We start from the raw sequence: 20,467 nt of genomic DNA on the forward strand, positions 1-20,467 counted from the left end.
TCTCTCACATCGCTCAGTGCTGGTGAGTGCCGGCGGCCTCGTTCGCCGCATCGGACGTGTGCGCCTTCTGCGGTCCGTCCGTCTCGGACGACCGCTGCGACTTCCCCGACTCCGGCGGCTTCCCCGCCTCCTGCGGCTCCTGCGACTGCGACCCGTGCGGCGCGTGCGGTTCGTAGCCGGGGATCGTGCCGTCGGGCTTCTTCACCAGGAACAGACCGACCATCCCCATGTCGGAGTGGCTCTGCACATGGCAGTGGTACATCCATGCGCCGGCGCCCACCCCCTCGCCCGCGATCACCTGGAAGCCGAAGGAGTCGGCCGGCCCCACGATCTTGTTGTCGACGACCTGACTGGGGTCGTCCGGGCCGGTGAGCAGGCCGGTGCGGTTGTCGGCCCAGCGGTGACCGTGCATATGGAAGGTGTGGTAGTACTCGCCATGCGTGATCACCACGAACTCGACCCGATCGCCCACTGTGGCCTCGAAGTCGGGGCCCTGGTGGCCCGAGTGGGCCGGTCTGTTGTTGATCGTCATGTCGTTGAAGACGATCGTGTGGGTGGCATCGGGGAGGACGTCGCCCTTGCGCCGGACGATCACCGGCCCGTACAGACCCTTGCGGATGCCGCCGGTGCCGTGTTCCGTGCCGACGACATGGTCGTGGTAATGCCAGTAGCCGGCGCTGCCCGCACGCCAGGTGCCGTCGGCGCGGCGGCCCGGGGCGTGGGTGCGCCAGGTGTAGGTGCGCGTGCCACCGGGCTCGATGTCACTGCGGTTCACCTTCGTTCCGTCGCTGGACACTTCGTAGTCCAGGCCGTGGACGTGCAGGCTCGCGGCGACGTCCAGGGTGTTCTCCACCTCGATGTGGACGGTGTCGCCCTCGTCGAGTTCGATCAGCGGTCCGGGGATGGTCGCCTTCCCCTTCTCCAGGCCGTAGCCGAGCTGCCCGTCCGCGAGCTTCTCCGCGTACAGCTTGAGGTGTCTGACGGCTCCCCCGGGCGGCGCGGTCTTCACCGGCCCTTCGGCGCTCGCCGCCCTCGGGCCGAGAGACAACGATGTCGCGGCGGCGGCTCCGCCCAGCAGCACCCGGCGGTTGAACCCGCGTCTGTCCATGCCGAACTCCCCACCCTGGTACGGAATGTACGACGACGATGAAGACGAGCCTGTGATGAACCTGTGAGACGGTACCGGTGGTTCCGCAGTTTCTCCACACCCAGGACAAAGTTCGTGCCATTGCGGTCATAGCCCTTGGCGAGCCGTGCACATGGGGTCTAGCTTCCTTGGCGCTGCCGCTGTGACCGAGGAGGTGCCCATGCACTTACGAGGGTTGAGTACGGGAAAACGGATCCGGGTGGCCGCCGTGGCGTGCGGAACGCTCGTCGCCGGCCTGCTCTCCGCGCCCGCCGCGGACGCCCGCCCGGCTCCGGAACCACCCCTGACAACGATGTCCGTCAAGTCGCCGCCGGGCGACGCGAATGTACGGGTTCTGATCTTCCACGGTTCCGCCGCGGCCGGGGACGAGTCGCCGGTGGTCAACGCCGGTATCGAGGCCGTCGAACGGATCGGCCTGTCCGGGCCGGCCGGCGAGCGCTTCGAGGTGGAGGCCACCGACGACGCCTCGGTCTTCACCGACGGGACGCGGCTGGGCCGTTACAACGCGGTCGTGTTCCTGACCGGGGGCGGTGACGTCCTCGACCCGGAGCAGGAAGCGGGCCTGGAAACCTATATGGAGGCCGGCGGCGGGTTCGTCGGCGTGCACGACGCCGCACGCGCGGAACCGTACTCGGACTGGTTCACCGGACTGATCGGCGCCCGTCCGGCCGCCTCGAGCCCGACGACCGTACAGCGGGCGACCGTCGAGGTCGGGGACAGGCGGCATCCGGCCACCGGGAAGCTGCCGCTGGAGTGGAAGCGCCCGGACCTGTGGCCGAACTGGGTGAAGAACCCGTCCGGCGAGGTGCACACCGTGGCCCGGGTGCGCGAGTCGACGTACCAGCCGGGCACCAGCGCCAACGGCTCGGATCACCCGGTCAGTTGGTGCCGCGACTACGACGGCGGCCGCTCCTTCTACACCGGCATGGGCGGCACGGCCTCCTCCTACGACGAGGCGGACTTCCGCACGCACCTGCGCGGCGCCCTGCTGTGGACGACCCGACTGGTGCAGGCCGACTGCAAGGCGACCATCACCGGCAACTACAAGGCCGAGCGGCTGACCGCCCCCAACCAGCCAGGGCGCAACGACCAGATCGGCGAGCCGCACGGCCTGGTCACCGCGCCCGACGGCCGGGTGCTCTACATCGGACGGGGCGGCGCCGACTCCTCCCAGCCGGTGATCACCGACTGGAACAACCCGGACGTCGGCAAGGGCAAGGGCCAGATCCACGTCTACGACCCGGCGACCAAGAAGGTGACCCTGGCCGGGGAGCTGACGGTCTTCGGCAACAAGGGCGGCGGCGACGAGCTCGTCAAGGTCGAGGAAGGCCTGCTCGGTATCGAGCTCGATCCGCGCTTCGCGCAGAACGGCTGGGTGTACCTGCACTACACGCCCCACTCGGGCGTCGACCGGGACACCCGGACGGCCGAGCGGCGCGTGTCCCGCTTCACGCTCGACCCCGCCACGAACAAGCTCGACCTCGGCAGCGAGAAGGTGCTGCTCAAGTGGCCGGTTCAGGTGCACAGTTGCTGTCACGCCGGGGGCGGGCTGGCCTGGGACTCCAAGGGCAACCTGTACATCGCCACCGGTGACAACAACTCCAGTGGTTTCAGCGACGGTTACTCCGGCAACAACCCGCAGCCGAACTTCAAGGGCGTCTCCTTCGCCGACGCCCGCCGGACGGCCGGAAACACGCACAACCTCAACGGCAAGATCCTGCGCATCCATCCGGAGCCCGACGGAACGTACACGCTTCCCCCGGGGAACCTGTTCACCGGCCGGGAGACCGAGGAGGGCGGCGGCAAGACACGCGGCGAGATCTACGTGATGGGCGTCCGCAACCCCGCGCGCATCTTCGTCGACCGCACGACCGACATCCTGTACGCGGGCTGGGTCGGTCCGGACGCGGGCGAGCCGTCGCCGACGTGGGGACCGGCGAAGTACGACACGTTCGCCGTCATCACCGGGGCGAGCAACCGGGGCTGGCCGTACTGCATGGGCAACAAGCAGCCCTACCGCGACCGCAATCTGCCCGATCCCTCGAAACCGCTGGGCTGGTACGACTGCGACCACCCGAAGAACGAGTCACCGAACAACGACGGTCTGGTCAACCTGCCGCCCGTCACCGGGAACAACATCTGGTACTCGCCGCAGGGCGGCGCACCCGACTACCCGCGTGACGCGAACGGCGTCCCCTCCTACCGGAAGGACCAGGCGACGTACCGGCTGCCGTGGCTCAAGGGCGGTGGGCAGGCGGCGATGAACGGTCCGGTCTACCGCTACGACGCCACGAACGCGAGCGCGGCCAAGTGGCCCGCGTACTGGGACGGCAAGTGGTTCGTCGGCGACTTCTACGACGCCGACCAGCCGCGCAACGCGGTGCTCATGGATCCGAGGACGCAGGGCTCGGGCGGTCTGCCGGTCCACTCGGAGTCCCTGAAGAAGATCGTGCCGGTCGGCAACGACGGCATCAAGAACCTCATGGACTGGAAGTTCGGCCCGGACGGGTCCCTGTACGTCCTCGACTACGGACGGGGCTTCTTCACCTCGGACGCCAAGTCGGCGCTGTGGAGGGTCACTTACACGGGCGGCGGCCCGACTCCGGCCGCCGGCCGACTGGCGAGGGGGGCACAGTGACACGGCGAACCGGGCAGACGGGCCGGACAGGACGAACACTGCCGGCACGCCGACGAAGAGTCCTGACGGCCCTGCTGGCCGCCGTACTGATGACGCTCGGGCTCCAGGCCGCGCCGACCGCGGCGCAGTCCGCCCCGGCGGCCGCGGCGCAGGTGCTCACCTGGACCGCGGGCGACGACATCACCCGGTACGGGTCGGCGCCGACGACAGCGGTGGCGGGCGGGGCGACGATCGTCTTCGAGAACAGCGTGGCGACCGGCAACAGCACCGGGATGCCGCACACGCTGACGTTCGTGACCAGCGACCCCGAGTTCAACGGCGACGTCCCGCTGAACATCCTGGCCAACCCGAACGACGACATGGGCGGCCGCCACACCGCCGAGGTCACCCTCACCCCCGGCCGGTACTTCTACCACTGCACGATCCCCGGCCACGGCCAGATGCAGGGCATCCTCGTGGTGACCGAGGGCGGCGGCGGGGACACCACCCCGCCCCGGGCCTCGGCCCAGGTCAGCGGGACACAGAACGCGCAGGGCGAGTACGTCGGCTCGGCGAGTGTCGCCATCGGGGCGAGTGACGACGGCGGGTCGGGTGTCGACCGCATCCAGTACGCGGTCGGCAGCGCGGACGACTGGATCCCGTACACCGCGCCGGTCGTCGTCGACCGGGTCGGCAGCCACCGGATCCGCTACCGGGCGTTCGACAAGGCCGGCAACGTCTCCGCGGAGCAGACCGCCGCGTTCACGGTCGTCGCGCCGCCCTCCGACGACACCACACCCCCGGACACCTCCGGGACGGTGGCCGGCGAGCGCAACCCCGACGGCACGTACATCGACATGGCGACCGTCACCGTCTCGGCCTCCGACACCGGGTCCGGGGTGAACACCGTCGAGTACGCACTCGGCTCCGGTGCCTGGCAGCCGTACACCGCTCCCGTGATGGTGCACCAGGTCGGGACCCACACCGTGCGCTACCGGGCCACGGACAGGGCGGGCAACATGTCCGCCGAGAAGAGCGTCGGCTTCACCGTGGTCGCGGCGGCCCCGCAGGACACCACGCCACCGGTGACCGGCGTGACGCTCGAGGGCACCAGGAACGCCGCCGGGGCCTACGTCGGCAGCGCCAGGGTGACCGTGAGCGCGACGGACGAGCACGGGACCGGTGTCGACCGGATCGAGTACTCACTCGACGGCGGACCGTACCTCGCGTACACCGCTGCGGTGGTCGTCGACCGGGCCGGCCCGCACACCCTGGCCTACCGGGCCACCGACAAGGCGGGCAACACCGCGACCGCCCGCACGGTGACCTTCGCGGTCGTGGCGAGCCAGGTCCCGGCCCCCGACTGCCCCGAGTACGACGAACGGCTGACGGTGATCGTCGGCACGGTCGACTCGGGTGTGCCGAACCGGCTGACCGACAAGCGGTGCCGCATCAACGAGCTGATCGAGGACGAGCGGGAGTGGACCTCCCACGCCCTGTTCCTCAAGCATGTGAAGACGGTGATGGACGGCCTGTTCGGTGCGGGAGTCGTCGACCGGCGCGAGTACGACGCCGTCGAGGAGGCCGCCCGCCTTTCGGGGATCGGCAGGCCCGGCCAGACCGAGGGCTACCGCACGATCCTGGACGGCAGCGCGGACTCGTTCGCCAAGTGGCGCCAGGTGGGCGGCGGTTCGTTCGCACCGAACCCCGACGGGTCGATCACCAGTGGCACCACGCGCGAGGGACTGGGCATGCTGTGGTTCCCCGAGCGCAAGTACGGCGACTTCTCGCTGAAGCTCCAGTGGCGCGACGACGCCCCGGGCTCCGGCAACGCCAACTCCGGTGTGTTCGTGCGCTTCCCGTGGGTCCACGACCACCCCGAGGAGCCGCGTCCGGAGTGGGTCGCCATCAAGTACGGGCACGAGGTGCAGGTGCTGGACCGGCCGGACGGCGACATGTACAAGACCGGGTCGGTGTACGGCTTCGACCGGGTCGGACTCGCCGGCGCCGGCGTCACCCAGAAGGGCACCTGGAACGACTACGAGATCAGGGTGGTCGACCAGCACTACTCGGTCTTCCGCAACGGTGTGCTGATCAACGAGTTCGACAACACCGGCGGTCAGGAGTTCTCCCCGCCGCGCGCGGACGACCCGGGAACGGACGGGCGGCGGTTCGCCTCCGGCTACCTCGGGTTGCAGGTACACAGCACGACGGACGTCGTCTCGTACCGGGACATCCGTATCAAGGAGCTGTGACAGGAGCGGTCTAGGGCGCCCCGGGTCCGCCCGGGGCGCCCTCGTGCCGTGCCCGGCTCGGCTGCACCCGCTTCGGCTCGCCGGGCATCTTCGGGTACTCCGGCGGATAGGGCAGGTCGCCCAGGCCGTGGTCGTGTTCGTCGCGGCGGGCGAGTTCGAGGAGCGGCTCCAGGGAGAAGGCGTGGTCGTCCATGTCGGCGTGTACGTCGCCGAGTTCGGCGTAGCGGGCGGGCATGGTCGCGAGGTCGAAGTCACGGGGGTGGGCGTCGCCGACCTCCTCCCAGCGCAGTGGCGCCGAGACGGGCGCGTGCGGGCGGGGCCGTACGGAGTAGGCGGAGGCGATGGTGCGGTCACGGGCGGTCTGGTTGTAGTCGATGAAGATGCGCTCGCCCCGCTCCTCCTTCCACCACTTGATCGTCACGCGTTCCGGCAGCCGTCGTTCCATCTCCCGGCCGACGGCGATGGCGGCGCGGCGGACCTGGGTGAAGGTCCAGCGCGGCTCGATCGGTACGAACACGTGCAGGCCGCGCCCGCCGGAGGTCTTGGGCCATCCGCGCAGTCCGCCGAACTCGTGGAGCACGGCGCGCAGTTCATGGGCGGCGCGGACGGCGTCGTCGTAGTCGGTGCCGGGCTGCGGGTCGAGATCGATGCGCAGTTCGTCCGGGCTGTCGACGTCGGTGCGGCGCACGGGCCACGGATGGAAGGTGAGGGTGCCGTACTGGGCGGCCCACAGGACGGCCGCCTCCTCCGTCGGGCACATCTCGTCGGCGCTGCGTCCGCTGGGGAAGGTGATGTGAGCGGTCGGGATCCAGTCGGGCATGTTCTTCGGCGCCCGCTTCTGGAAGAAGGACTCGCCTCCCACGCCGTCCGGGTAGCGCTCCAGGGTGGTGGGACGGTCGCGCAGGGCACGCAGGATGCCGGGGGCGACCGCCTGGTAGTAGTGGGCGAGGTCCAGCTTGGTGAAGCCGCGCTCCGGGAAGAAGACCTTGTCCGGGCTGGACAGCCGTACCGTCCGGCCCGCCACTTCCAGTTCCACCGCATCGCCCATGCGAGCCACGGTAGACACACCCCCGACAGCTCGCATCAGCTCGCGACGGCGCCGACGTCGACGCGCGGCGGCCCGCACACCGGGCGGTCCTCGCGATCCTCGCGCAGAATCGGACCATGGATCTGCCGGTGATGCCGCCCGTGAAGCCGATGCTCGCCAAGTCGGTGGCGGCGATCCCGCCGGGCATGCAGTACGAGGCGAAGTGGGACGGGTTCCGGGCGATCGTGTTCCGCGACGGGGCCGAGATCGAGCTGGGCAGCCGCACCGGAAGGCCGTTGACCAGGTATTTCCCCGAGCTGGTGGGGGCCTTGCGGGAGCGGTTGCCTGAGCGGTGTGTGCTGGACGGGGAGATCGTGATCGCGCGGGAGGGGCGGCTCGACTTCGACGCCCTCACCGAGCGCATCCACCCGGCGGACTCCCGGGTGCGCACACTCGCCGAGCGGACCCCGGCGTCGTTCGTCGCCTTCGACCTGCTGGCGCTCGCCGACCGCTCGCTCGTCGACGTCCCGCTGAGCGACCGGCGTGAGCTGCTGACCGGGTCGCTCGCGGGGGTGACGGCCCCCGTGCATGTGGCGCCTGCGACGACCGACGCCGAGGTGGCGCGGCAGTGGTTCGAGGAGTACGAGGGAGCGGGCCTGGACGGCGTGATCGCCAAGCCGCTCACCCTGCGCTACCTCCAGAACGAGCGCGCCATGTTCAAGATCAAGCACGAGCGCACCGCGGACGTGGTCGTCGCCGGGTACCGCCTCCACAAGAGCGGGCCGGTGGTGGGCTCACTGCTGCTGGGTCTCCACGACGAGGGGGGCGTGCTCCAGCACGTCGGCGTGTCCGCCGCTTTCCCCATGAAGCGCCGGGCGGAACTGGTCGAGGAGCTGGAGCCGCTGCGCATGGAGGACGCGTCGGGCCATCCGTGGGCGGCCTGGTCGCAGGAGGCCGCCCACGAGACGGCACGGCTGCCCGGCGCGCCGAGCCGCTGGTCGGGCAAGAAGGACCTGTCCTGGGTGCCGTTGCGGCCGGAGCGGGTGGCCGAGGTGGCGTACGACCACATGGAGAACGGGGCGCGGTTCCGGCACACCGCCCGCTTCCGCCGGTGGCGCCCGGACCGCACCGCCGACAGCTGCACGTTCGCGCAACTGGACGAACCGGTGCGCTACGACCTGGCGCAGATCCTCGGAACGCCTCCCCGGACGTGACCCGGGCCCGGCTGCGGGGTTCCGGCAGCCGGGCCCGCGACCGGTATCACGTCGGGCGTCCGCACGCCGGGCCTCCGGGGGGTCACAGGACTCGCGCCCCGGACCCGGCCCCCGGGGGCCGCCCTCATGTGCTCGCCTGCACCGGCGGGCCCGGCGACCGGTGTCACGGCGTCATGAGCATCTTCACCGCGCCGTCCCGCTTGTGCTGGAACGTCTCGTACGCCTGCGGGGCCTCCGAGAGCGGCACGCGGTGGGTGGCGAAGTCGTCGACGCCGAGCGGGTCCTCGTCGGTGAGGTACGGCAGGATGTCGTCGACCCAGCGGCGCACATTGGCCTGGCCCATGCGGATCTGGAGCTGCTTGTCGAACATGGTGAGCATCGGCAGCGGGTCGGCCATGCCGCCGTAGACGCCGACCAGGGACAGGGTGCCGCCACGGCGCACCAGTTCGATGGCGGTGTGCAGGGCGGCGAGGCGGTCGACGCTGAAGCGTTCGGCGAGCGGGCCGCTGAGTTTGCGCGGCAGCAGCGCGGAGGCGTTCTGCACCATGCGGGCGGCGGCGCTGCCGTGCGCCTCGGTGCCGACCGCGTCGATCACGGCGTCGGGGCCGCGGCCGTCGGTCTCGTCGCGGATCGCGGCGACGAGTTCCTTCTCGCTGTCGAAGCTGCGGAGGTCGTACGTCTCCACGCCCCGCGCGCGGGCCCGGCGCAGGCGGTCACCGACCAGGTCCACGCCGAAGACCCGTCCCGCGCCGCGCGCCTGTGCGACACGGCAGGCCATGTCGCCGATGGGGCCGAGGCCGAGCACGGCGACGCTGCCACCCTGGGGGATGTCGGCGTAGGCGACGGCCTGCCAGGCGGTGGGAAGGACGTCGGAGAGATAGACGAACCGGTCGTCGGGCGGCCCCTCGGGCACCTTGATGGGGCCGAACTGGGCCTGCGGGACCCGCAGGTACTCGGCCTGGGCGCCGGGCACCGCTCCGTACAGGCGGGTGTAGCCGAACAGGGCCGCGCCCATGCCCTCGCCGGTGACCTGGGTCGTCTCGCACTGGGTGGGCAGTGCGTTCAGGCACATCCAGCAGTTGCCGCAGGCGATCTGGAAGGGCACGACGACCCGGTCGCCGGCCTTGAGGTCGGGGACCGCGGCGCCGACCTCCTCGACGATGCCCATGGGCTCGTGGCCGAGGATGTCGCCCGGGGTCATGAACGGCGTGAGCACCTCGTACAGATGCAGGTCGGAGCCGCACAGGCCGCTGGACGTGATGCGGATGACGGCATCCGTCGGTTCCTGGATGGTCGGGTCGGGAACGGTGTCCACCCGTACGTCCCGCTTGCCCTGCCAGGTCACTGCCTTCATCGTGCCGCGCTCCCTCCGCCGACCCGTCCCTCCCGGCGGGTCCGGGGTGCCGGGCCTGGCTGCGGGCCGGGTACCCGACCGCCCGGCCCCGAACCGCTCTCCCGGCCGTCCTTCGTCCACCGCGCTGCGCGCGTCCGTCGCCGTCACGCGTGGCCACTCTCGAACGGACGAGCGCACAATCGAGACAGGGAACGGGGGTGTCCATGACGGGCACGAACGGTTCGAGACGTCCGGCGCGCGCCGTGCGCGCCGCGCACTCCGCGGTGGTGGCAGCGCTGCTGACCACCGCCCTGGCGATATCCCTCGCGGCGGGCTGCACGACGGGCCGCGAGCCCCCGACGGACGACGGCCGGACCGCGTCGGTGAAGCCGAGCCCGAGCGGCACCGGCCCCACCGCCGTCGCCGGACCGGTGCTCGCCGTGAAGATCGACAACGCGCCCGACGCCCGGCCGCAGACGGGCCTGGACTCCGCGGACATCGTGTACGCCGAGCAGGTCGAGGGCGGGCTGAGCCGGCTGATGGCGGTGTACGCCTCGAAGCTGCCGGCGGCCGTCGGCCCCGTCCGCAGTGCGCGCGAGTCGGATCTGGAGCTGCTGCGCCAGTTCCACGAGCCGGTCCTGGCGTTCTCCGGGGCGCAGGGCAAACTGCTGCCGCTGATCGACCGGGCGCCGCTGGACGCCGTCACCCCCGGGGATGCGACCGGCGCCTACTACCGCGGCACGGACCGGGCCGCGCCGCACAACCTCTTCCTCCGCCCGGGCCGCCTGCTGCCCTCCGCGCCGGGTGCCGCGGCTCTGACCACGGGGTTCCGTTACGGCGCCGCGCCCGCCGGCGGCACGGCCGCACCCTCGCTCACCGTGCGCTACCCGGCGGCCCGCTTCACCTTCACCTGGTCCGCGGGCCGGGCGCGCTGGCTGGTCTCGACCGACGGGGCGCCGACCGTGACGGCCGACGGGCAGCGGGTGGCCCCGGCCACCGTGGTGGTGCAGTACGTGAAGGTGCGTGCGTCGGGCTTCCACGACTTCCTCGGCAACAACACGCCGTACACCGAGACGGTGGGAGCGGGGAAGGCACGGGTGCTGCGCGACGGGCGGGCCTACGACGTGCACTGGGAGCGGCCGACGGCCGGGGCCGGCACGGAGTTCACGACCGACGACGGCAGCCCGGTCGACTTCGCGCAGGGCCAGGTGTGGGTGGTGTTCGCGCAGGCGCCGTGAACCGGGCGCCGGGGCCGGGAAGCGCTCCCGGCCGGCACGGGGGCGGGGCGATCAGGAAGGGGTCGGTACGGGGACGCCGCGGTCAGGACGGGGAAGCGTCGCGGCCAGGACAGGAAGGGGAGCGTCAGGACCGGGCCACGAGGGTCTCCCCCGGATTGCGCAGCCCCTCGGCCGCGTCCGAGACCCGTTGGATGAGCTCGAGGAACTGGGTCTGCTCCGTGGCCGAGAGCGGGGACAGGAAGACCTGGTTCATCCGGGCCGTGCGCACGGTCAGTCTGCGGTGGGTGCGCAGTCCCTCGTCGGTGAGCCCCAGCAGGAAGCGGCGGCCGTCCTGCGGGTCGCGGACCTTGTCGAGGAGCCCCCGGCGGATCAGCCTGCTGATCACCTCGGCGATGGTGGAGCGGTCGAGGCCCACCCGCTCCCCCGCCGTCCGCTGGTCGAGGCCCGGCTCGGCGACGAGCGCGTTGAGGACGGCGAACTGCGGCGAGGTGATCTCCTCGGAGACCATCGTGTTCCACAGCAGGTAGTGCGCCTGCTGGAGCCGCCGGGCCAGGTGCCCGGGGTGGCTGGTGAGGTCCACCGCCGCCATATGCGCTCCTCAGCGTGAGATTTCATCGGTGCACTGAACGATAGCGCGTACGACCCATCGCGTCTCGCGTGCGGGTGACCCCGCTCTGACCTCCTGCCTGGGGTCTTGACTGGTTCCGTCTCCGGTGGCAGCGTGAGGCCGACCTCGAATGAATAGTCAGTGCCCTGATTAATCGGCCGGGCCCAGGACACGCGGGAGAGGGGGCTGGACGGATGGACGAGATGGCCGCCACGGCCCAGCGGGCGGTGGCGCGCGTGCCGGACGGCGCGTCCCCGGCGGTGATCGCCCCCGTCGCGGCGGCCGACCGCGCGCTCGCCGGGGCGGACACGGGATGCGGTGGCGCGTCGGCACCGGAGCCCGGCACCGGGACCGCCCGACGGCCCGTCCACCGGCTCACCCACCGGGGTGTCGGCGCCTGCACCGCCTCCCTCGGCATCGGCGCGGGCCAGAGCCTCGCCCCTGCCCCTGCCCTCGACTGCTAGGAACCCGGGAACCCCCATGACTCTCACGCAAGCCGACATCGACGAGGAGATCGCGGCCGAGCACGCCGCGTACGGGAAGCGCCTCGCCGACGGCGCGCCCGTCGAGCACCAGCCGCGCCGCGACTACGCGCCGTACCGCTCCTCGGTGCTGCGCCACCCGAAGCAGCCTCCGATCACCATCGACGTGACGCAGGACCCCGAGCTGGTGGAGCTGGCCTCCCCCGCCTTCGGCGAACGGGACATCACCGAGATCGACAACGACCTCACCCGGCAGCACCAAGGCGAACCGATCGGTGAGCGGATCACGGTCTCCGGCCGGCTGCTCGACCGCGACGGGCGCCCGGTCCGCGGCCAGCTGGTCGAGATCTGGCAGGCCAACTCGGCGGGCCGCTACGCCCACCAGCGCGAGCAGCACGACGCCCCGCTGGACCCGAACTTCACGGGTGTCGGCCGCACCCTGACGGACGACAGCGGCTTCTACCGCTTCACCACCGTCCAGCCGGGCCCCTACCCGTGGCGTCAGCACCTCAACGCCTGGCGGCCGGCCCACATCCACTTCTCCCTGTTCGGCTCGGCGTTCACCCAGCGGCTGGTGACGCAGATGTACTTCCCGAGCGACCCGCTGTTCCCCTACGACCCGATCATCCAGTCGGTGACGGACGACGCGGCCCGGCAGCGACTGGTCGCCACCTACGACCACAGCCTGTCCGTCCCCGAGTTCTCCATGGGCTACCACTGGGACATCGTGCTCGACGGGCCGCATGCCACCTGGATCGAAGAAGGACGCTGACCTGCCATGACGAAGATCGACCCGAGCCGTCCCGAGACGGTGCTCCCCACTCCGTCGCACACGGTCGGCCCGTTCTACGGACATGCCCTGCCGTTCCCCGGTGGCGGCGACATCGCCCCGCTCGGCCATCCGGACACCATCACGCTCCAGGGCCATGTCTACGACGGCGCGGGCGACCCGCTGCCGGACGCGTTCCTGGAGCTGTGGGGACCGGACCCCGAGGGCGGCCTGCCGCAGGTGGACGGCTCGATGCGGCGCGACGCGGCGAGCGGCGGCTTCCTCGGCCGCAACGGCGTGGAGTTCACCGGCTGGGGCCGCGTCCAGACGGATGCGGGCGGCCACTGGTCGGCGCGGACGCTGCGGCCGGGCGCGCGGGGCAACAGCGCCCCGTACCTGAGCGTCTGCGTGTTCGCCCGCGGGCTGCTGGTGCACCTGTTCACCCGGATCTACCTGCCGGACGACGAGGCCGCGCTGGCCGTCGACCCGCTGCTGGCGCGGGTCGACCCGGCGCGGCGCGGCACGCTCGTCGCCACCCGGGGCGAGCTGGGGACCTACCGTTTCGACATCCGCCTTCAGGGCGAAGGCGAAACGGTCTTCCTGGAGTTCCAGTGACACCTGTCCACGACGACGCCGGTCTGCTCGCCCCCGGTTGGACCGGCTCCGCCGCCGCGTCCGCGACCGGTGACCGCGCCTACCTGCGGGCCCTGCTCGACGCGGAGGCCGCGCTGACCCGCGCCCAGGAGTCGCTGGGCCTCGCCCCGCCGGGAGCCGGATCGGCGGTCACCTCGGCGGCCGACGACGGCGACTTCGACCCGCGCTCCCTCGCCGAGCGGGCCCGCGGCGGCGGAAACCCGGTGATCCCGCTGGTCGCCGACCTGACGAAGGCCGCCGGAGAGAGTTACGGCCCGTACGTCCACCGGGGTGCGACCAGCCAGGACATCATGGACACGGCGACGATGCTGGTCGCGGTGCGCAGCCTCGGCCTCCTCCTGGCCGACCTCGACCGGGTGCAGCGGGCGCTGGCCCGGCTGGCCGCCGAGCACCGCGACACGCCGATGCCGGGCCGCACGCTCACCCAGCACGCCGTGCCGACGACCTTCGGCCTGAAGGCGGCCGGCTGGCGATCGCTGGTGCTGGACGCGCGGGACCGGGTGACGGCGGTACGGGACTCCCTGCCCGCGCAGCTCGGCGGCGCGGCCGGGACCCTGGCGGCCTTCACCGCGTACGGCGCCACCGACGCGACCGCGCTGCCCGCCGCGTTCGCCCGTGAACTCGGGTTGCGCGCACCCCTGTTGCCCTGGCACACCCTGCGCACACCGATCGCCGACCTCGCCGGCTGCCTGGCCCTCACGGCGGGCGCGCTGGGGAAGGTCGCGACGGATGTGCTCACGCTGGCGCGTACCGAGATCGCCGAGCTGACGGAGGGCAGTGGCGGGGGTTCCTCGGCCATGCCGCACAAGGCCAACCCGGTGCGGTCCACGCTGATCGCGGCCGCCGCCCGGCGCGCCCCGCAGCTCGCGGCCACGCTGTACGGGGCCCTGACGGCGCAGGACGAGCGGCCGGCCGGCGCCTGGCACGCCGAGTGGGAGCCGCTCAGGGACCTGCTGCGGCTGGTCGGCGGGGCGGCCCGGGACGCGGCCGAGGCGGCCGAAGGGCTGCGGGTGGACGCGGACGCGATGCGCGCACACCTCGGGCTCACCCACGGGCTCATCGTCTCCGAGCGGCTGTCGGCCGCACTGTCGGCGGTGCTCGGCCGCGCCCGCGCAAAGGAACTCCTCACCGAGCTCGCCCGCCGCACGTACACCGAGGACCGCACGCTCGGCGAACTCCTCTCCGAGGAACCCGACTTGAAGGACGTCGACCTCGACGAACTCACCGACCCCGCCCGCTACACCGGCTCCGCCGGGGCCCTCACCGACCGTGCTCTGGAGCGACGTTGACCGAGAAGCTGCTCAACCACCGTGCCGAGGGCCCGGCTTCCGCTCCCACGTTGCTGCTGGGGCCCTCGCTCGGCACCTCGTACGCCCTGTGGGACAAGGTCGCGCCAGAACTGTCCATCACCCACCGGGTGGTCCGCTGGGATCTGCCGGGGCACGGGGGTTCGGCTGCCGGGCTCATCGGTCCGGGGGCCACCGTGGACGACCTCGCCGGCCTGGTGCTGGCGCTCGCCGACTCGCTCGGCCTGGAGCGGTTCGCGTACGCGGGCGTTTCCCTGGGCGGCGCGGTCGGCCTGCACCTGGCGCTGCACCACCCGGAGCGGGTGTCGTCGCTGGCGGTGATCTGCTCGTCGGCCCACTTCAACGGGTCCGCGCCGTGGCAGGAGCGGGCCGCGCTGGTGCGCCGTGAAGGACTGGCCGGGCTCGCCGAGAGCGCGAACGCCCGCTGGTTCACTCCCGGGTTCACGGTGCCGGAACTGGTCGCCGACCACCGCGACGCCGACCCGGAGGCCTACGCGGCGTGCTGTGACGCGCTGGCCGCCTTCGACCTGCGCGAGCGGCTGGCGGAGATCGCCGTTCCGACCCTGCTGGTCGCGGGGCGCGAGGATCCTGCGACCCCGCCCGCACACCTGCGGGAGATCGCGGACGCGGTGCCGGGCGCCGCGCTGGTCGAGCTTCCGGGCGCCTCGCACCTGGCGCCCGCCCAGTGCCCCGAGGCCGTGCTGACCGTGCTGCGCGCGCATCTCGACGGCGGGGCGAAGCGCGGCATGGAGGTACGGCGCGAGGTGCTCGGGGATGCGCACGTGGACCGGGCGCAGGCACGGCAGAACGCGTTCACCGCGCGCTACCAGGACTTCATCTCCCGCTATGCCTGGGGCGAGATCTGGACCGACCCGACGCTCAGCCGCCGTGAGCGCAGCATGATCACGCTGACCGCGCTGGTGGCGCACGGCCACTACGACGAGTTGGCCATGCACGTACGGGCCGCCCGGCGCAACGGGCTGACGCCCGAGGAGATCGGCGCCGTCCTGCTCCAGACGGCCGTCTACTGCGGGGTCCCGGCGGCGAACTCGGCGTTCGCAACGGCCCAGCGGGTCCTGGCGGAGGAGGAAGGCACAGCCTGAGACGCCCGAGCGTCGACCCGTCCACCGGACCGCCCCCGGTGATACCGGCCCGCCCCGCGCTGCCCGCCGCCCACGACGGCCGGGCGTCGACCCGCCGCCCGGACCGCCCCGGTGCTGCCGGTCCGCCCCGCGCTGCCGGTGTCCACGACGGCCGGCGGACCGGTCCGACCCGCGCTACCACCTTCCACACGTACGCGGGGCCCGAGCACGGGCGGGATGGACCCTGCCCTCCGGCGCCGGCCCGACGGCACCGCCCGCCACCGCAGGCAGCCGCCACCCCAGGACACTCCACACGCCATACGACCCATGAACGCGGCTCAGGCCCAAGCCACCAACCTGCCATCCAACCCCGGGCCGCCGACACCACCCGGCACCAAAGACAGACGCCAGCCCGGGGCACGCGAGGCGCTGTGGGACGCGCCGACGCAGCCCGGGGGCCGGAGCCGCCGAGGCTTCGGGGGGCGGCCGCTGATGCTCGCCTCGGCTTCGGCGTGCCGTCGGCGGCTCTGCCGCCGGCGGCGTCCGCCGGCTATCTCCGGGTTTGGCCGGGGACCAGGCCCACCTGGGGTGAGCCGAGTCCCTGGAGGGCCTGCTGGGCTCGGTCCGCCAGGCCGTCCGCTCCGCAGGAGCGTGCCAAGGTCAGGCCCCGGCCGAGTTCGGAGACCGAGCGCGAGAGGATGCCGTACTCGACGCGGGCGGCGGCGTGCTCGTACTGGCAGGGTGAGGACTCCAGGAGGGTGACGGCCTGCTGGGCCAGCCGGACCGCGCGCTGGCCGGTCTCCAGGGCGGCGGCGCAGCGCAGGGCCTCCCCGATGGCGGTGTCGGTGCCGAAGCGCTCGGCCTGCCGGCGGGCCTCGGAGACGAGCCGGTTCGCACGGGCCGGATCCTCGGTGGCCAGGGCCCTGGCCAGGTCGACGGCCCACGGGACCATCACCGGGTTGAGGTGGCCGCGGACGGCGGCCGCCTTCTCCGCCGCCTCCAGCTCGTTGATGCCGTCCTTGACGCGGCCGACGGCCAGCAGCAGGCGGCCGCGCACCGAGCGGGGGTCGGGCAGCACGATCGTCGACGGGTAGGGCGGTGCGAAACCGTACTGTTCCGCCGCCTCCCACGCCTCGGCGACATGGCCGCGGACCAGCAGCGTGTCGATGAGGTTGCAGGTCGCCGACCAGTACAGGGGCAGGCCGCGGCCGACGCGTTCGGCGATGCGCAGGGACTCCCTGAGGGACTTCTCGGCCTCCTTCAGACGTCCCCGGCGGCGCAGCCCCAGCCCGAGGTAGGCGTGGGCCAGGGCGAGGTGGCCGCCGCTCCAGCCGGCGGACACATAGGCGCGCAGGGCCTCGTTGAAGAGGGCGTCGGCGCGGTCCAGCCGGTCGGTGTAGGCGTAGGAGCTGGCCAGCATCATCAGCAGTTCGATGCCCCACTCCTGATCGGTCCAGCCGAGCCCGGGAGCGAGACCGCCGTTGACGAGGGCGCGGTCGCAGAACTCGACGACCTCCTCGGCGTTCTCACCGTGGGTCATGGCGTCGAAGCCGCGCAGGATGAGCAGGGCACGCTCGGCGTTGTCCCGGCCGGTGCAGGTCGAGGCGAGCTGGGCGAGTTTCTCCGAGCGGCGCGGTGTGATGCTCTCCCCGGCATGGACGCCCTCCCACATGAACTGCACGGCCTGGAGTCGCAGCCGTGCGGGGCCGGGGGCGTGCCGGGCGGCCTCCGCCTCGACCGTGCGGACGGCCTCCTCCAGTTGGTCGTTGTGCAGGAGGGCCTGGGAGAGCCGGTAGACGGCGTCGACGCGCTCGGGCCCGTCGAGGCCCGGCAGGGCGAGTGCGGTGCGCAGGTGGTCGATGGTCCTGGCGGGCGCGGTGAGGAGGGTGGCGCAGCCCAGTTCGTAGAGCACGTGCGCGTGGACGTCGTGAGCCGGCGGTTCGCGCAGCGCGCGCTCCAGACACCGGCGGGCCGCGTCGGGGGCGCCGACGGCGAGGTGTTCACGGGCCGCCTCGCGCAACTGCTCGACGAGTTCCTCGTCGCCCTCCTCGTGGACCTGGAGGAGGTGCCGGGAGGCGGCCGCGAGACCCTTGCCCGCGTCCGTGACGACCTGGGCGGCGATGCCGTGCATCGCGGTGCGCAGACCTGCGGGGATGGAGTCGTAGACGGCTGAGGCGATCAGCGGGTGGACGAACTCCAGATCGCCGTCGCCCGCGGGGACCGCGCCGGGGACGGGTTCGGTGAGGATGCGGGCGTTGCGCAGCAGTTCGGCGCAGCGCACCGCTTCGGCGGGGCCGAGTCCGGCGAGCCGGGCCGCCTGGGTGATGGAGATGTCGGCGCCGAGGATCGCGGCGGCCATGGCGAACTTGGTGGCGTCGACGCCCAGTTTCTCCAGGCGGTCGACGAGGCCGCCGCCGCGGGCTGCGCGGTTCAGGGCGCGCAGCTCGCCCGCCGAGGACTCGCTCGCCTCCAGTTGCCTGTCGCGGACCTTGGCGAGGAGTTCGACGGTCTCGTAAGGGTTGCCGTCGGTGACGGCCCATACTTCGCGGCAGAACGCTGCGTCGGCGTGCGGGCCGAGGGTGACGCGGGTGAGGCCGGCGACGGCGGCCGGGGTCAGGGCGCTGAGGCTGGTGACGGCGCGGCCCGCGGCCTGGCCGATGGCGTCGAGGTGCCGGGCGGCGTCGCCCGTGACCTCGCCGGGCCTGCGGGCCACCACGACCAGGACGGACAGTTCGTCGAGGCGTTCGACGAAGGCGACGAGCCAGCGCAGGGTCTCCTGGTCGACCCAGTGCGCGTCGTCGATCAGCAGCACGAGCGGGTAGTCGCGCCTGGCCAGCCGGGTCACCGCGGCGACGAGGCCGTCGCACACGCCCTGCGGGTCGGCGTGGCCTTCACCGGGCTCCGCGATACCGAGGGCGGGGCCCGCGATGTCGTACCAGTCGCCGAGGTACTCGCGGGCCTCTTCGGGGTGCAGGGACAGCAGTGCGGGCTGGAGCAGCTGCCGCACCACGTTGAAGGGGACGGACCTCAGTGTCTCGCCGCCGCGGGCCGACCAGACCGTGCAGCCGCGGTTCTCGGCGATACGACGTGTCTCGGCCAATAACGCGGTCTTGCCGAACCCCGCCTCGCCCCGGAGCACCAGAAGGTGACCGGACGAGGAGTGGTCGGCGCAGAGCGTCTCCACCGCCTGCACGATGGCGGTGACCTCGTGCTCGCGCTCCCACAGGGAAGCCGAGGTGGCCGTCGCCGGCCTGACCTCCGTCATCCCGCTACCTCCCCAAGTCGCCCGAACGACGTACCGACGTCGAGCGTAGCCCTCCGAGGGGCCCGGCGGAGGGCTGTCCGGGCAGGTCCGCATCGACGAGTGAAGCGGGACGGCCCGGGCCGCCCCGGCGGGCCTGCGAAAGTGGCCCCTGACGTCAACGGCGAGTGACGGGACCCGAATTGACGTCGACTTCACGCCAGTCGGGGAACAGGACGCCCGCAACGGATCTCACCGAAGTGGCCTCCCTCTCATCCGGCTTTCACCGACGCCTCATACGGTGGGGACATGACGCAGGTGACTCCTCCCGGGTGGTATCCCGACCCGGGGCAGACAAGTGACGGTCCCGCCACCGAACGCTGGTGGGACGGCAGGGCATGGACGGACCGGACCCGCGCCGCGGGCTCGGCCGCCGTATGGGGTCCGCCGGCGCAGACGCCGGCGGACGGCGCGTACCCGGCGTACCCGCAGCAACCCGGGTATCCGGGGTACCAGCCCGCGCCGGCGGGCACGGGCCGGCACGGCGGACTGCGGACCGGCATAGCCGTCGCCGCGGCCGTCGCGGTCCTCGCCGGCATCGGGGTGGGCGTGTACGCGCTGGGCAGGGACGACGGCTCGGGCAGCGGCACGGCGCAGGGGCCGGGCGGACAGGGCCGGCCCGGCGGCACCGGTGGACAGGGCGGGCCCTTCGGCGACTCGGGGGGCTCCGGCGGTTCGGGGGGCTCGGGCGGGGCTTCGCCTTCCCCCGAGGGCTCCGAGCCGCCGAAGATCAAGAGCGGTTCGGTGACCGACGCGCTCAACGGGATCAGCATCCCGATCCCGGCCGGCTGGACCGGCCAGGAGATGAACGTGGGCGCGCAGGTAACCTCCGACTCCTCCTACAAGTGCCCGGGCGACACTTCCAAGACCTGCACCAAGGGGGGCGTGTACTCGGCGCCCGCGGAGGTGCTGAAGGCCAAGGGCGCCACGGCCGAGGAGGTCGCCAAGGCGGACATCGCGGCCAACGCCGAGGAGTCCTACGGCGGTACGACGTACGGCGCGATCACCTCGCACCAGGTGCTCGCCTCCCAGGCGGTGACGGTGGCCGGACAGAAGGGGTATCTGGTGCGCTGGAAGGCGGTCACGAGCAAGGGCGCGGACGGCTTTGTCGAGTCGCTGGCGTTCCCGGCGCCCGCGGACGGCAAGCGGCTGGTGGTCCTCCGCTTCGGCCTCGACGCCGATCAGAGCGTGTCGGTCCTCGACACGATCACCAAGGGCATCAAGGTGTCGACGGGCGGCGGCAGCGGAACGGACGTCTGACACGGTCGGCCGGGTGGTGCGCCCCTCCGCTCGAGAGGCGCACCACCCGGCCGGGTGGTGCGCGCCGCCCCCGTCCCCACGGTGCGGCGCGAGACAGGTCGCCGTCCAGTCATCCCGTGGACGGCGGCCTGAGTCATGTGCTGATCGCTGTGCCGGTCTCTTCGCCGGTCCTCC

At 72.5% G+C, this 20,467-nt stretch carries 15 protein-coding genes; 10 read left to right on the top strand and 5 right to left on the bottom strand.

Translation table 11 applies throughout. From position 1 onward, the window contains the following. Positions 1-13 precede the first annotated feature (13 nt). On the bottom strand, positions 14-1,108 hold the full coding sequence (locus OHS71_RS06850; protein WP_328477840.1) for a multicopper oxidase domain-containing protein: 1,095 nt from the start codon (positions 1,106-1,108) through the stop codon (positions 14-16). 199 nt (positions 1,109-1,307) lie between these two features. Between OHS71_RS06850 and OHS71_RS06855 the strand changes: the two genes are divergently transcribed. Together OHS71_RS06855 and OHS71_RS06860 are read left to right on the top strand one after the other, a co-directional pair. Beyond that, complete coding sequence (locus OHS71_RS06855) at positions 1,308-3,785, top strand: ThuA domain-containing protein (protein ID WP_328477842.1); 2,478 nt, start codon at positions 1,308-1,310, stop codon at positions 3,783-3,785. A gap of 89 nt (positions 3,786-3,874) precedes the next feature. After that, positions 3,875-6,019, top strand: coding sequence for an OmpL47-type beta-barrel domain-containing protein (locus OHS71_RS06860; protein ID WP_328484421.1), 2,145 nt, complete (start codon positions 3,875-3,877; stop codon positions 6,017-6,019). Between the two features lie 10 nt (positions 6,020-6,029). Here OHS71_RS06860 and ligD read toward each other — a convergent pair whose 3' ends face one another. Continuing rightward, on the bottom strand, positions 6,030-7,067 hold the full coding sequence (gene ligD, locus OHS71_RS06865) for a non-homologous end-joining DNA ligase (RefSeq protein ID WP_328477844.1): 1,038 nt from the start codon (positions 7,065-7,067) through the stop codon (positions 6,030-6,032). A 116-nt stretch (positions 7,068-7,183) separates the two neighbouring features. Between ligD and OHS71_RS06870 the strand changes: the two genes are divergently transcribed. Then, complete coding sequence (locus tag OHS71_RS06870) at positions 7,184-8,260, top strand: ATP-dependent DNA ligase (RefSeq protein ID WP_328477846.1); 1,077 nt, start codon at positions 7,184-7,186, stop codon at positions 8,258-8,260. Positions 8,261-8,423: 163 nt separating this feature from the next. On the opposite strand, the gene OHS71_RS06875 is transcribed toward OHS71_RS06870, so the two are convergent. After that, entirely contained in the window at positions 8,424-9,614 is a 1,191-nt protein-coding gene (locus OHS71_RS06875) for a zinc-dependent alcohol dehydrogenase (protein ID WP_328477847.1), read from the bottom strand. A 203-nt stretch (positions 9,615-9,817) separates the two neighbouring features. Between OHS71_RS06875 and OHS71_RS06880 the strand changes: the two genes are divergently transcribed. Beyond that, positions 9,818-10,831, top strand: a complete 1,014-nt coding sequence (locus tag OHS71_RS06880; RefSeq protein ID WP_328477848.1) for a DUF3048 domain-containing protein — start codon at positions 9,818-9,820, stop codon at positions 10,829-10,831. A gap of 124 nt (positions 10,832-10,955) precedes the next feature. Here the strand turns inward: OHS71_RS06880 and OHS71_RS06885 are convergent, their stop codons facing one another. Then, positions 10,956-11,420, bottom strand: a complete 465-nt coding sequence (locus tag OHS71_RS06885; RefSeq protein ID WP_328477850.1) for a MarR family winged helix-turn-helix transcriptional regulator — start codon at positions 11,418-11,420, stop codon at positions 10,956-10,958. Between the two features lie 212 nt (positions 11,421-11,632). Here OHS71_RS06885 and OHS71_RS06890 point away from each other — a divergent pair, with 212 nt between their 5' ends. The 5 genes from OHS71_RS06890 to pcaDC are packed head-to-tail and all read left to right on the top strand — an operon-like array spanning position 11,633 to position 15,753. Further along, complete coding sequence (locus OHS71_RS06890; RefSeq protein WP_328477852.1) at positions 11,633-11,902, top strand: hypothetical protein; 270 nt, start codon at positions 11,633-11,635, stop codon at positions 11,900-11,902. Positions 11,903-11,918: 16 nt separating this feature from the next. After that, positions 11,919-12,692, top strand: a complete 774-nt coding sequence (gene pcaH / locus OHS71_RS06895; protein WP_328477854.1) for a protocatechuate 3,4-dioxygenase subunit beta — start codon at positions 11,919-11,921, stop codon at positions 12,690-12,692. A gap of 6 nt (positions 12,693-12,698) precedes the next feature. Then, entirely contained in the window at positions 12,699-13,304 is a 606-nt protein-coding gene (gene pcaG, locus OHS71_RS06900) for a protocatechuate 3,4-dioxygenase subunit alpha (RefSeq protein ID WP_328477856.1), read from the top strand. Beyond that, positions 13,301-14,632 carry a 3-carboxy-cis,cis-muconate cycloisomerase gene (pcaB, locus tag OHS71_RS06905; RefSeq protein WP_328477858.1) on the top strand — a complete coding sequence of 444 codons (1,332 nt, stop codon included), beginning with the start codon at positions 13,301-13,303 and terminating at the stop codon, positions 14,630-14,632. Before pcaG ends, pcaB begins: the two co-directional genes overlap by 4 nt. Beyond that, entirely contained in the window at positions 14,629-15,753 is a 1,125-nt protein-coding gene (pcaDC, locus tag OHS71_RS06910) for a bifunctional 3-oxoadipate enol-lactonase/4-carboxymuconolactone decarboxylase PcaDC (protein WP_328477860.1), read from the top strand. Before pcaB ends, pcaDC begins: the two co-directional genes overlap by 4 nt. A 529-nt stretch (positions 15,754-16,282) precedes the next feature. Here the strand turns inward: pcaDC and OHS71_RS06915 are convergent. Next, positions 16,283-18,997 (bottom strand): ATP-binding protein, encoded by a 2,715-nt coding sequence (locus OHS71_RS06915; RefSeq protein WP_328477862.1) that lies wholly within the window; start codon positions 18,995-18,997, stop codon positions 16,283-16,285. Positions 18,998-19,282: 285 nt separating this feature from the next. Here OHS71_RS06915 and OHS71_RS06920 point away from each other — a divergent pair, with 285 nt between their 5' ends. After that, positions 19,283-20,293, top strand: a complete 1,011-nt coding sequence (locus OHS71_RS06920; RefSeq protein WP_328477864.1) for a DUF2510 domain-containing protein — start codon at positions 19,283-19,285, stop codon at positions 20,291-20,293. The last annotated feature ends 174 nt before the right edge of the window (positions 20,294-20,467 follow it).

It is taken from the genome of Streptomyces sp. NBC_00377 (assembly GCF_036075115.1).
GTDB lineage: Bacteria > Actinomycetota > Actinomycetes > Streptomycetales > Streptomycetaceae > Streptomyces.

Coding starts and splice junctions, on each gene's coding strand:
- ligD (WP_328477844.1), bottom strand. CDS start 7,067: ATGGGCGATGCGGTGGAACTGGAAGTGGCGGGCCGGACGGTACGGCTG.
- OHS71_RS06885 (WP_328477850.1), bottom strand. CDS start 11,420: ATGGCGGCGGTGGACCTCACCAGCCACCCCGGGCACCTGGCCCGGCGG.
- OHS71_RS06875 (WP_328477847.1), bottom strand. CDS start 9,614: ATGAAGGCAGTGACCTGGCAGGGCAAGCGGGACGTACGGGTGGACACC.
- pcaH (WP_328477854.1), top strand. CDS start 11,919: ATGACTCTCACGCAAGCCGACATCGACGAGGAGATCGCGGCCGAGCAC.
- OHS71_RS06880 (WP_328477848.1), top strand. CDS start 9,818: ATGACGGGCACGAACGGTTCGAGACGTCCGGCGCGCGCCGTGCGCGCC.
- OHS71_RS06920 (WP_328477864.1), top strand. CDS start 19,283: ATGACGCAGGTGACTCCTCCCGGGTGGTATCCCGACCCGGGGCAGACA.
- OHS71_RS06915 (WP_328477862.1), bottom strand. CDS start 18,997: ATGACGGAGGTCAGGCCGGCGACGGCCACCTCGGCTTCCCTGTGGGAG.
- OHS71_RS06855 (WP_328477842.1), top strand. CDS start 1,308: ATGCACTTACGAGGGTTGAGTACGGGAAAACGGATCCGGGTGGCCGCC.
- OHS71_RS06860 (WP_328484421.1), top strand. CDS start 3,875: ATGACGCTCGGGCTCCAGGCCGCGCCGACCGCGGCGCAGTCCGCCCCG.
- OHS71_RS06850 (WP_328477840.1), bottom strand. CDS start 1,108: ATGGACAGACGCGGGTTCAACCGCCGGGTGCTGCTGGGCGGAGCCGCC.
- OHS71_RS06890 (WP_328477852.1), top strand. CDS start 11,633: ATGGACGAGATGGCCGCCACGGCCCAGCGGGCGGTGGCGCGCGTGCCG.
- pcaG (WP_328477856.1), top strand. CDS start 12,699: ATGACGAAGATCGACCCGAGCCGTCCCGAGACGGTGCTCCCCACTCCG.
- OHS71_RS06870 (WP_328477846.1), top strand. CDS start 7,184: ATGGATCTGCCGGTGATGCCGCCCGTGAAGCCGATGCTCGCCAAGTCG.